At 35.6% G+C, this 12,360-nt stretch carries 9 protein-coding genes; 5 read left to right on the forward strand and 4 right to left on the reverse strand.

Annotated features, from left to right (window positions below; translation table 11 throughout):
• Positions 1-177: 177 nt before the first annotated feature.
• On the forward strand, positions 178-1,245 hold the full coding sequence (locus FHR29_RS03460; RefSeq protein ID WP_183912356.1) for a DUF4476 domain-containing protein: 1,068 nt from the start codon (positions 178-180) through the stop codon (positions 1,243-1,245).
• 65 nt (positions 1,246-1,310) lie between these two features.
• Here the strand turns inward: FHR29_RS03460 and FHR29_RS03465 are convergent, their stop codons facing one another.
• The 4 genes from FHR29_RS03465 to FHR29_RS03480 form a co-directional block, all read right to left on the reverse strand.
• Complete coding sequence (locus FHR29_RS03465) at positions 1,311-2,285, reverse strand: alpha/beta fold hydrolase (protein ID WP_183912358.1); 975 nt, start codon at positions 2,283-2,285, stop codon at positions 1,311-1,313.
• Positions 2,286-2,545: 260 nt separating this feature from the next.
• Entirely contained in the window at positions 2,546-3,301 is a 756-nt protein-coding gene (locus tag FHR29_RS03470) for a Ku protein (RefSeq protein WP_183912360.1), read from the reverse strand.
• Positions 3,302-3,361: 60 nt separating this feature from the next.
• Positions 3,362-3,553, reverse strand: coding sequence for a hypothetical protein (locus FHR29_RS03475; RefSeq protein WP_183912362.1), 192 nt, complete (start codon positions 3,551-3,553; stop codon positions 3,362-3,364).
• 457 nt (positions 3,554-4,010) lie between these two features.
• Positions 4,011-4,970: a YeiH family protein gene (locus FHR29_RS03480; RefSeq protein ID WP_183912364.1), complete on the reverse strand. Its 960-nt coding sequence runs from the start codon at positions 4,968-4,970 to the stop codon at positions 4,011-4,013.
• Positions 4,971-5,268: 298 nt separating this feature from the next.
• On the opposite strand from FHR29_RS03480, the gene FHR29_RS03485 reads away from it, so the two are divergent.
• The 4 genes from FHR29_RS03485 to FHR29_RS03500 all read left to right on the forward strand — a co-directional run bounded on the left by FHR29_RS03485 (position 5,269) and on the right by FHR29_RS03500 (position 12,345).
• Entirely contained in the window at positions 5,269-5,874 is a 606-nt protein-coding gene (locus tag FHR29_RS03485; RefSeq protein ID WP_183912366.1) for an RNA polymerase sigma factor, read from the forward strand.
• A 108-nt stretch (positions 5,875-5,982) separates the two neighbouring features.
• Complete coding sequence (locus FHR29_RS03490) at positions 5,983-7,146, forward strand: FecR family protein (RefSeq protein WP_183912368.1); 1,164 nt, start codon at positions 5,983-5,985, stop codon at positions 7,144-7,146.
• A 101-nt stretch (positions 7,147-7,247) separates the two neighbouring features.
• Positions 7,248-10,883, forward strand: a complete 3,636-nt coding sequence (locus FHR29_RS03495) for a SusC/RagA family TonB-linked outer membrane protein (RefSeq protein WP_183912370.1) — start codon at positions 7,248-7,250, stop codon at positions 10,881-10,883.
• Positions 10,884-10,896: 13 nt separating this feature from the next.
• Positions 10,897-12,345 (forward strand): RagB/SusD family nutrient uptake outer membrane protein, encoded by a 1,449-nt coding sequence (locus FHR29_RS03500; RefSeq protein WP_183912372.1) that lies wholly within the window; start codon positions 10,897-10,899, stop codon positions 12,343-12,345.
• The last annotated feature ends 15 nt before the right edge of the window (positions 12,346-12,360 follow it).

A 12,360-nucleotide genomic window follows, 5' to 3' on the forward strand; every position in this document is an offset into this window, starting at 1 on the left:
CTTATTAATGGGGAAATTTAGTTATTTAATTTATTTGTAGATCTAGTGAGTGAAATGTTTAAATAAAGCATTTTTAATAAGAATGCCAATCAATCATCTCTGTTAAAATATATTGTTAATTGCGTTAATCCTTTTATATTTATGCCTGTCGAACATAGACACAATCAATCCTTTTTTATGTTAAAGAAATCTTATTTAATTGCTGTTTTTTTGCTTTGCTTTTGCCTTGTTCATGGTCAAAATCGTAGTAGTCGAGGAGGAAATGTAACTGTATTTTCGGATCGGGAAGCCTTCTATTTATATATCAATGGGATTCAATATAACGAACTGCCCACGAAACAAATCAGAGTGGAGCGTATGAAAGACCATAGCTACGATATTCAGGTTGATTTTGTCGGAAGAGAAAAATCGACACTTTTAAAAAGGGGTATTTCAATGGTTAATGAAGAAGGTTCTTTTTTGGATTTGACTTATTTGGCTAATACCTCCAGAAGTAACAGAACCCGTAGTTTGACTTTGTATGCTTTGTTTCCTGCTGAAGAGAATATGCCTGACTCGCGAACAGCACAGGTATTTGTTTACGGTAGACCTAAGCAAATCATGGAGGGAGAGCTTGATCCAGGATCTGGCGGTGATGATTATTATGGAGAACAAATGACGAATGCAGAGTTTAATGCTTTTTTGAAAACGATAGATCAAGCTGGATTCGATAATGATAAATTGAAAATAGCTGGTATGACTGCTCCTCAGGTTGCATTTTCAGTGAATCAAATCAAAGAGATTCTTAAGAAGTTTTCTTGGGATGAGGGTAAGATTGCTTTTGCAAAAATGGCCTATCCTAATTGTCCGGAAAAAAGAAACTACATAACACTAACTGATCAACTGGCTTTTGGAGATAGTAAAAATAAATTGATGGATTTTATAAAAAATCAGCCTGTCGATCGTGATTATCTGGAGAGAATGACTGAGGTTGAGCTGAATGATCTGATTAAAGCAATGCGGCAGAATGGATTTGATGACGACAAACTTAAAGTACTTGGAACTGTAAGCGGAAAGGTCGCTTTCCCTGTTGCTTCGATTAAAAGAATTCTCAAAGAATTAAGTTGGGATCAGGGAAAGCTATCTGCATCACAAAAGCTGTATCCGAATTGTATAGATAAACGGAATTATGCAACCTTGATAGGAGAGTTTACTTTCTTGGATTACAAAGATAAATTCACAGCATTTGTGAGAAATCAAAAATAAGTAAAGCTCTAATCAAATAAGGATCGCTATATATACAATATACAGCGATCTTTCTTTTTTGAGACTTAAAGATGCTCAGTCACAGAGATCGATTCAATAGGCAATTTACTTTCAAGCCATTGTAAGATTTCGATATATACCTTTTCTTTGATCGATTCATTGAGAAGTTCATGACGCATCATGGGATGCAGATGGTATTTTACATCCTGATTACCGTGGTCAATAAGGTCTTGAGCAGTCTTAATAACACCTTTTCCAAAATTACCTATAGGATCTTCTTCACCGCTTTCTAAGAGAAATGGAAGTTGATTTGGAATACCATCCGTCCAGTTTGGACCGGAACCACGATTGGCAACATATGCGGTCGCATAAAAAGCGTTGTTCGAAAATGGAATTCCACATAGTGTATCAGCTAAAAAATGGTCTCGGTTTTCTTTTGCTAAACTTAACCAGTTGCTGTTTTTTTGGTTGGGCTCGTCTTTAAATTTTTTATTATTAAATGCTCCAAATGAATGATTGATAAAACTCGATCGGGTTTTAGGAAACATTTTGTTCAATAAAGCGAGTAGTCTTTCTCCCACAACTGCGGCTTTATCCATTGTGCCTGTACCGATGAGTACGGCGCCGTGGAATAGATCACCAATTTCTTGTAAAACACAACGGGTAATAAAAGAACCCATAGAATGTCCTATAATAAAATGTGGTAGATCGGGATACTGTTTTGAAATTAGTCTTGCCATCTCAATACCATCATCTACTAATCGGACTCCCGGATTTTCACGTTGTATAAATCCTAATGCATCTTTATTTTTAACGGAGCGGCCATGTCCAAGATGATCATAGGTCATTACTACAAAACCGTTTGTTGCGAGAAATCTTGCGAAATCATCATAACGTCCACTATGTTCCTGCATACCGTGCAATATGAGTATTGTTGCTTTGGCTTTTTTCTCTGTGGGGAAGTAAAGAGTTTTAAAGATGTCGTGCGTACCGCCTATGGTATCTGTAATCTCGTGGAAACTGGATTCAAGATGTATCATGTTTAATAAATCAATTGGGGTAAATCCTAAAAATATCTATTTGAAATGTTTGATGCTTGATCTTTAATCCAAAATTATGGCCTGTTGATGCACAAACAATAAACAAATGTAAGATAAGTCTTTTTTACTTAATTCTAGAAATTGTCTTTTATAGATTATTTGGAATGTTGCTGAAATTATGATTTATTGGTAAGACGTTTCTTATTGTTAAGATAGCCTACATTTTTTATTCAAAATTTCTTTTTGTAAAATACGGTCATTTATGCGAGACTTGCTTTCAGCTTAGCGAGTAGGTCGCTGGCTTTCGTATTGTCTATACTAATTTTTCTGATTGTTGCTCTTTTTCCTTTATCTTTTTGTTTGATTATTTTTAGCAGATCTTCAGTATATTCATTTTTGTATTTACTAATGTCAAATGGTTTGCTATGTTGCTTTATGAGTTGAAGTGCCATATCCATCTCATTCTTCTGAATTTTGATTGTAGTTGGTAACTTCAAATCAGAGATAGCCCTAATTTCTTGTTCGTATCGGATTTTATTAAGCAATAATGTACCCTTGTAGGGTCTGACTATGGCAAGGTGTTCAACATTGCGCATGACGAATGATCCAAGTCCAGCAGTTTTACTTTTTTCAAGTGCTTTTGTAAGTAATTGATAAGCTTTTTCCCCACCTTTCTGCGGTTCTAAATAATAAGGAGTGTCAAAATAAATACTATCTACTTCGTTGAGTTGTACAAAAGCATGTAAGCCAATAATCTTTGTTTTTTCTGGACTCGCTTCTTCAAAGTCGGCATCTTCTAAGATGACATAATGATCTTTAAGAAAATATCCTTTTACAATATTTTCCCAAACCACTTCTTTTCCGGTTTTTTCGTTTACTCTTTTAAATTTAATATTAGCTTGGTCTTTACGATCGAGCATATCCAGATCTAGATTACTACTTTCAGTAGCACTATATAATTTAATTGGAATATTAACAAGCCCAAATCCTATAGCTCCCGTCCATATAGCGCGCATAGTGAATGAATTTTACTGTTTACAACTAGGAATTAAATTCTTTAAAAGTTTATCTCCAGTTTATAGGGAACAAGTCTGTTTTAGTCTCCTTAATACTTGATCGATGTATTCCGGAAATTGCGTTAAGGCTTCTCTTAAGTGTCGTTCACCTTCTATGAATCCTTCTCTTCGTGCAATTTCTAGCGCGGAAAGGTATACTTTTTCAAGATAACCATCTGGCATTTGTACAGAATCTAAATCAGTGTTGCTCATAGCTTTAAAATTAAATATTGATGTTTTTCTTTGTTGACTGATTTGGTATAGCTTTAAATTAATGATAATTGCTATCCTTAATATATAACATATTGATATGTAAATAGTTTTAATTTAATATGTTATTTTTAAATTGTTTTGAGGATTATTCTCATGTAAAAGTTTTATTAAACTCAAGATGGTATTTATAGAAATTTACAATTATTTATCTTCTAAATGTCGCGGAAATAATACGTAATAATTTGTACAGTATCGGTGTGTATATATGGAGATTTTGAGCAGTATAAGGGACTGACTGAATAATGGAATGGCAGGTAAAAGCATAATCGATAAGAATCGGTTTAGGCTGTTTCGACAAATGAAAAAGAGTTGAACAATGCTTATACCGTGCATAATCTTCTGCGTTCCTTTTTAAGAAATTTAGATTTACTATTCCCTTCATTTATGATGGAAAAAATTAAAAAAAGTAAAGTACAGCCCCTAAAGAAAGCAGGGAAATGATGACCCAAAGTATTATTCCTTGAAGTAACGGTTTTATCCCCATTTCGATAATGAGTTTACGGCTTAGTCCACAACCTATTAGGAAAAGTGTTAGTGTTAAACCTGTTTTTGCAAAAGAAGTGAAGATATGCTGATAGTTATGGATACTTGGTATATAGCTATTTGCCAACATGGCTACTACAAAAAGTCCTATAAACCACGGAATTTTTACTTTTGGACCATTGGTTTTAAACAAATAAGCTGCTAAAAAAGCAACAGGTATGATCCATAATGCTCTACCTAATTTAGCTGTTGTTGCTATTGCTAATGCCTCAGGACCATATTTATTGGCAGCGCCAACTACCGAGCTGGTGTCATGAATAGCGATAGCACTCCATATTCCGAATTGAAGTTGCGAAAGATCAAGCGCATGCCCAACTGCAGGAAATATAAACAGTGCTGCAGCATTAAGGGTGAATATAGTCCCTAATGCAATAGAAAGTTGTTTTTCTTGTACTCTGATAACAGGGGAAATAGCCGCTATTGCGCTTCCACCACAAATAGCTGTGCCGACAGCTATTAGGAAAGATGTTTTATTTTCTATTTTCAAAAGTTTACCAAGGAGATAACCAAAAATTAATGTGAATGAGAGGAAGGTCAACGTTAATAGAAAACTTGTTTTTCCTGTTTCTAACGCTTTGTCTACTTGCATACCAAATCCTAAGCCAACAACGGAAGCCTGTAATAAAATATGCGTTGCTTTTTGATTAAGATGGAGATAGGGATGCCCAACTGTTTGGGCAATAACTATCCCTAATAGGAGCGCTATAGGAGGTGAGATGAGTGCTGGTATAAAGCAAGTGATAGCTATCGTTACAAATATAATTTGTCGGATACGATTATTCCTTATAACTACTATTTTGTCCTTAATTTCCATCTCTATCCTTTCGTTACTAGTCCTGTTTTGATTTGTGTTTTTGACTGATACAAATGTCGTGAACACAAAATTTTGATAGAAATGGTGATTTGTTATTGGGTATTACCTATGGTTATGATTTCTTATTCTTATTTGTTATAAGTGTTTGAATTGTAAGGGATGAGTAATGTAGTTTAAACCACATTACTTTTTTGTGTTTATAATTACTTTTTTTTTAAAATAATTGTCTGAAACATAAAAATAACGAATTTATTGCGATTGTTTTTTAGAATTCTTTAAAAATGTCTAATATTGATCTGTGGAGAATGTTAGTACGCAAAAGAAAGAAGAAGAACTGTATTTGCAGTTATTTCGATCAGGTGAGCCTGAAGGATTGCGTTTTCTATATAAAACGTTCTATGGAGCGATGTGTTTTTATTTGGAAAAGATGCATCTCGACTCATACAAAGTTGAAGAGTTAGTCCAGGATGTTTTTATAAAGCTTTGGGATCGGCATAAAGATTTTGATCACTTTTCTGCAATCAGAAGTTTCTTATATACAAGTTGTAGAAATGCAGCATTAAATTTAATTCATAAAGAAAAACGTCAACAGGAGCAGATAAAGTCTTATATAAGTCAGCTTGATATTTTAGAATGGCCTGTTAGTAATCAGATCATTTACTTAGAGACGCTTCGTGAAATACATGAAGCGATTTTTGCATTACCCGAACAATGCAGTAAAATAATGAGTATGCTAACTATTGAAGAGCTTTCTCCTCAAGAGGTAGCCGATGCACTTGGTATTACAACAAGTACCGTTTATAATCAGAAGAAACGAGCTATTGATTTATTGCAATTACGCTTAACTCGAGATCAATTTTTCTGTTTTATGTTGCTCAGTGCAACCGTTATTCATACGTTTTAAAATTTCATTGATTAATTTCTTGTTTAAAATCAGTTGTTTGCGAATTTATTGCTTGTCTCTTTAGAGATCGCATACTGTTTTTTTGTTCTTATATTAATAAGACAACTCATGGAGCATATACCTCAACATATCATAAATATATTACATAGTACAACATTTCAGAATTTGACCGAACAAGAACAGTCAGATCTGAATTGTTGGTTAGAAGAGGATGAGGAGAATAAGAGGCTTTGGTTACGTTTTTCCTCAAAGGATATCTTCAAAAACGATCTCAACACATTTGGAAAATATGATTGGGAAAGTTCTTTTAAGACATTTGAACAAAATCATCTGCAGGTAGCTGATGAAAAAATAAAAAAATTATTTAATCCGTGGTATGCGGCAGTCTCCGTTATGATAATCGGTTTGTTGATCGGTATTTCCTATTACATCACTGTGGGACAATATGAAGATCTACCGAGCCAAGCAATTGTACCAGCAGAAAATCATGCTGAAATGCTTCTTCCCTCCGGTGAACGTATTACATTGAATGAAGGGTCTGATTTAATGATCATTGACAGTTCATTTAATATAAACAAAAAGCATTCGCAAGCGGGGTCATTTGTGGGAATTCCATCTCACTTTAGTGTAGTTACACCCAAAGGAAAAAAATATGCTCTTCAGTTGCCTGATGGATCTAAAGTGTGGATGAGTGTGGATACACGAATTGCATATGACGAGTTTGATAGTTTACGTAGTTTGACCTTGTCTGGAGAAGCCTATTTTGAAGTTGCCAAAAGAACATTTAAAAACGAGAATGGAACTTCTGGACTAAAACCATTTATTGTTAAAACTAAGGGAATGCATGTAGAGGTATTAGGTACTCATTTTAATGTTTCGGCTTATCCAGATGCAAAAATACAGCGGACAACTTTAATGGAAGGGAAGGTGAAGGTAAGCAATGAGAAACACGTCTGTGTATTGCTTCCTGGAGAAGAGGCAAGATTGCAAGATGGTAAAATAGTTCGTAAAGAGATCGATACTGACCAAAATGTGGCTTGGAAAGATGGGTATTTTATTTTTAATGAGGATAAACTGTCTGATATCTTAGTGGAAGTCTCAAAGTGGTACAATGTTGATATCGTCTATTTGGATGAAGAAGTTAAAGAGGAGCAATATGAAGGCATGTTGTCCCGCAACAGTCAATTGATTGATATAATAAGCGTACTGGAAGGAACCAATGAAGTAACTTTTAAATTCAAAAAAAGAACAATATATGTAAGTAAAAAATAAACTTTAATGAAAAAAAAAGTTCAGGGTGGTTGCAACACCCTGAACATAAGGGGTCAATATAATCTAACTTGAACTAAACTATTGTTATTAACCTAAAACAAATGTATAAAAATTATGCACAACTTGGTCGTGCCCAGCAGGATCGGGGAAAAAAAATGAAAAGTAGTGGTTATTCCTGTTTTTGGGGAAAACCGCAATTGAAAAGTAAAATTATGCGTATTTCATTTACGTCGTTATTGATGACCTGTAGCCTGATGCATGTAGGGGCAACTACATATGCGCAGAAGGTCTCCATCAAAGAGAAATCAGTATCCTTACGTCAAGTTTTCGGAACCATTAACAAGCAAACGGGATACACTTATTTTTGGGCAGCAAAAACCATTGATCCAGCTACAAAAGTAAGTTTAAATGTTACTAATGAACCGTTGCATCAAACCCTGGGGAATGTATTAGGGAAACTGAATCTCGATTACGAAATTAAGGATAAGACCATTGTCATTCGAGAAAAGCTACTGGCAAAAACTATAATCTCAAACGAAGTTCAGAAGATTGCTGTTACTGGACAGGTAGTTGATGTAAATGGTAATCCACTTGTAGGAGCATCTGTTCGTGTTAGAACGGATGGAAAGGGAACTTCGACTAATAGTACGGGTTATTTTGAATTGACTCAAATTCCGCAGTATACTGAACTGGAGTTTAGTATGCTCGGTTATAAATCTGTAATAAAACCAGCCACATTAGGAATGGGTAAGATTGTCCTTGAAATTTCTGAAGGACAGTTGGATGAAGTTAATGTTACGGTTAATACAGGTTATCAGAAGATCAGTAAAGAGCGTGCTGCGGGTTCCATAGCACAGGTGACGGCTAAGGATATGGAAGGTCGTTTACAAATGAATCTACTTGACCGTCTGGATGGAATGTTGCCAGGTTTGAATTTGGTTCGTAATGAAAATAGTCCGCAAACTGATAGAAATAATCTAGGTATTGAGATTCGTGGCCGTTCAACAATTAATGCGCAAGGCGCACCATTAGTTGTGGTCGATGGTATGCCTTATGAAGGAGATTTAACAGCTCTGAACCCTAATGATATTGCTTCGGTAACGGTATTAAAAGATGCTTCTGCAGCCTCGATCTATGGGGTAAGATCTTCCAATGGTGTTATTGTGATCTCTACCAAAATAGGTACACCAGGTAAAACAAAAATTGATTATAGCAATACGCTTTCTTTTAGAGGTCTACCGAGCCGTTCCTATCTAAATAAGATGACCAGTGCGGAATTGGTTAATTTTCAAAAGGAAATGTTTGCTTTTCGTTCAGGCGATTACAATGCGATTGATCCACGTAAATCGATGAATGATGTGTACCGTATTCTTTATGATCATAAAGGTGGCGTAATTTCAGATGAGGAAATGGAACGGCAACTTGATGTTTATCGTAATCGGGACCGGTATTCCAATATGGGTGAATTTTTGAACACAACACGTTTTGATCAACAGCATAACCTTTCCTTCTCAGGGGGATCAGATCGGTATACTTATCATTATTCATTGAATTATACTGAACCTGGAGACTATAATAAAGGAAGAGCGACTACTAAAGGAATTGGCTTCAATTTGAGAAATACATTTAAAATGAATGACCGTTTGACGTTAAGGGCTAATGTTCTTGGTAAAAATCAGAGTCGTGAGGGTAATATTGGTTTCAACTTTTATGATCATTATATAGGAGGAAAAGCTTCTTATTATTTATTGCGAAATGAAGATGGTTCACCAGCACAATGGTACAATAATAAATCTCAGTTTGAAATAGATCGTTTAAATAGTCTGGGACTGGAAGATGAAACCTATATTCCTCTCGATCAGTTGAACTTTAAACACGAGGAGTTTTATAATAAATATATCAATCTAAATTTTGGTGCAAATTATAAATTGGCCAAAGGATTAGATTTTGATCTATCTTACCAGACGGAGAGGACAGAAGGTTATAATGGTACATTAAGTAGAAACCAACTATTTGATGTAGCAACAATGGTGAATGATGCTACCCAGATTGATAAAAGTGGATTGATTAAACGTAATGTACCTAATGGGGGACAATTTTCGGAAAGACGTAATGATATCAACAGTTATACCCTGAGAGGACAGTTAAATTATCAAAATACATTTGCAGATAAGCATGAAATAGTTGCCATCGCCGGTGCCGAACGTAGACAGATCAACGATCGTTTTACAGATATTTATAAATATGGATATGACGAGAGCAGTTTGGTTTACAAAGGAATCAATGAAGAGATTTTTGGTATCAATATTCCGAATACACAAGCACTTTTCAATAGTTATATATTGACAAAAAGGGAGCTTGGTTTTCAAGATTTAATTGACCGTTTTGTTTCTTTCTATGCGAATGGATCCTATACCTATAGCCGTAAATTAACAGTAAGTGGTAGTTTAAGAGTTGATCAGTCTAATTTGTTTGGTACCGATATTAAAAACCAATATAAACCACTCTGGTCACTGGGCGCTTTATATCATTTGCCAAAAATAAATTGGGAAGGTCTAAATAAATGGTCCGTACGAATGACATACGGGGTAAATGGCAATGTACCGAAGGAAACAGGACCGTACCTGATTTCAAAAGTTAGTAATGGATTGAATAGTTATACTGGTGAGATGCAGGCCGGGATAACCACGCCACCCAATCCATTATTAAGATGGGAGCGAACCAATGTTTTTAACTTAGGCGTGGATTTTTCTTTATTTAAAAATCGTCTCGGTGGTAGTGTCGACATATACAATAAGAAAACCGTTGATTTACTTGGGAATACGTCAACAGATCCGACGTTAGGCTGGAACTCTGTCATGATGAATTACGGCAACATGCAAAATAGAGGTATCGAGATCGGTTTGAATGGACAAATCATCAAAAGGACTGATTTTACTTGGAACAGTACTCTGAATTTTAGCTATAATGAAAATAAAATAACTAAGTTGTCAGTAGAACAAAACACCCCATACTACTATTACAGTAAACCTCAAAACCGTGTAGGTGTTGCTATGGGAAGTCTTTACAGTATAGATTATGCCGGTTTAAATGCCGAAGGGCTCCCAACAGCTCGTAAGGCCGATGGAACTATTGTAGAAACTACGCAAAAGTTGACGGCAGAAGACATGATCTATTCGGGTACAACAGTGCCACTCTATAATGTTTCATTGAATAATGGTTTACGCTATAAAAACTTGAGTTTGACATTCATGTTTATTTTCAATGGTGGTCATGTGATGCGCGGAGTACATCCTGAATTTTTAAGTAAATATGCTGAATTGAATTACAACAGTAATTTTGATCGTGAATGGTTGAATTACTGGAAGAAACCTGGAGATGAAAGTAATCCGGATATTGCACCAAAATTTGTTTCTGCAGCTTCTGGGAATATCTCTGATATCTATAATGCAGCGCAACGTTTTATTGAAAAAGCAGATTACCTTAAGTTGAGGGATATTTCACTGTCCTATACTTTACCGAAACAGTGGGTAGAACGCACGAAATTGAGCTATATCCGTATTACTGGACAAGTGCAGAATCCATGGAGATGGACAGCGAACAGTGATAATCTGGATCCAGAGGCTTGGTCAGGCTATGCTATGTACACTGATGCTAGTAATAAGAAGATAACGATCCCAACACGCGGGGTATTGACTCCGGCGGTTTATAATTTAGGTATTTCGGTAGGTTTATAAGGAACAGAATAAGATGAAAAAAATTTGTATAAGTTTATTATTGGGTCTTTTTACTTTAGGTAGTTGCAATAAGTATCTTGACATCAAACCAAAGGGATTTACCATTCCCGAGAATTTGAATGACTACCAGCTTTTGTTGAATAATACGAGTTTGATATTTTCGACACCAGCATATCCGGTTTATTTAACAGATGACCTTAATTCCGGAGATCGAAATGACGTGCAATCTGCTGCTCGATTTGATTTTTATTCGTATATGAAAAAGCAATTGTACACTTTTGCTCCAGGTGCTATTTTTGAAGATGGCCAAACGGATAGCTATTGGGAATCAGCTTATAGCCGTATTTTCACCTATAATGTAATAATCAATAATATTTTAGCTGCTCACGATGGAACTGATGCTGCGAAAAGAAGAGTATGGGCAGAAGCTAAGGTAGGACGATCTTTTGAATACCTGAACCTGGTCAACATGTATGCGGCACACTATAATCCCGCAAGTGCTGCGACAGATCTAGGCGTGCCATTGGTGTTATCAGAAGATGTCAACGTTCCCTATAAGCGCGTTTCTGTTCAGGCAGTATATGATCAAGTGATGACGGATCTAAATGAGTCATTACCTTATTTAAACGAGGTTCAAGCAAATAAATTTCAAGCGATACGTTCAGTAGGTTTTGCCTTTTTAAGTCGAGTGTATCTTTTTCAAGGTAATTATAAGGAAGCGTTAACCAATGCGAAAAAGGCATTGGCTTTAAACAACACCTTGATTAATTATACCCTCTATACGAACAAAGATAAAACGACCTTTGGCCGTGTTTGTCTAAAGACTGATAATACGGTAGCTTTTCCAGATTTTAGAGAAAACCCAGAGTCAGTATGGGTAAAAAGAGGCACATCTAGTGATGGTACATTTAATGCTGAATTTTATGCATCGAGGGATCTGATTCAAACCTTTGCAAAGGATCTACCGGAAGGAGCAGTGGATAAGCGCTATGAATTGTTCTTTTGCCGTGATCAAGCTTCTTTTGGTCCCAATTTGGTGAAATTCCCTGGAAAAGTATTGTATGCTCCATATGTTGATTTTAATACCGCTTTTGGTACATCAGAACTGTTATTGATTGCAGCAGAATGTGAGGCTAGATTAGGAAATCCAGAGGGTGCAATAGCGTATTTAAATTCGTTGAGATCCAGTAGGATAGAGAATAATATACCTCTGGTTGTTACGACCTCATCTAAGGTACTTCAATTAGCATTAGATGAACGACGCCGTGAAACATCTTTTATTGGAGCTTCTCGTTTAATTGATTTGAAACGCTTAGCTGTTACAGGAGATTTAAAGAAAACAATTCAGCATCCTTTGGAGGGTGAACTATTTGAAATGGAATCAACCGATAAGCGTATGATTTTACCAATACCACCAAAAGTATTGTCTTTAAATCCAGGTATTCCCCAATATGAACGTTAATTATACATTTAGAAC

The sequence above is a fragment of the Sphingobacterium sp. JUb56 genome (assembly GCF_014191365.1).
Classification (GTDB): domain Bacteria; phylum Bacteroidota; class Bacteroidia; order Sphingobacteriales; family Sphingobacteriaceae; genus Sphingobacterium; species Sphingobacterium anhuiense.

Coding starts and splice junctions, on each gene's coding strand:
- FHR29_RS03465 (WP_183912358.1), bottom strand. CDS start 2,285: ATGATACATCTTGAATCCAGTTTCCACGAGATTACAGATACCATAGGC.
- FHR29_RS03490 (WP_183912368.1), top strand. CDS start 5,983: ATGGAGCATATACCTCAACATATCATAAATATATTACATAGTACAACA.
- FHR29_RS03500 (WP_183912372.1), top strand. CDS start 10,897: ATGAAAAAAATTTGTATAAGTTTATTATTGGGTCTTTTTACTTTAGGT.
- FHR29_RS03475 (WP_183912362.1), bottom strand. CDS start 3,553: ATGAGCAACACTGATTTAGATTCTGTACAAATGCCAGATGGTTATCTT.
- FHR29_RS03460 (WP_183912356.1), top strand. CDS start 178: ATGTTAAAGAAATCTTATTTAATTGCTGTTTTTTTGCTTTGCTTTTGC.
- FHR29_RS03470 (WP_183912360.1), bottom strand. CDS start 3,301: ATGCGCGCTATATGGACGGGAGCTATAGGATTTGGGCTTGTTAATATT.
- FHR29_RS03480 (WP_183912364.1), bottom strand. CDS start 4,970: ATGGAAATTAAGGACAAAATAGTAGTTATAAGGAATAATCGTATCCGA.
- FHR29_RS03495 (WP_183912370.1), top strand. CDS start 7,248: ATGTATAAAAATTATGCACAACTTGGTCGTGCCCAGCAGGATCGGGGA.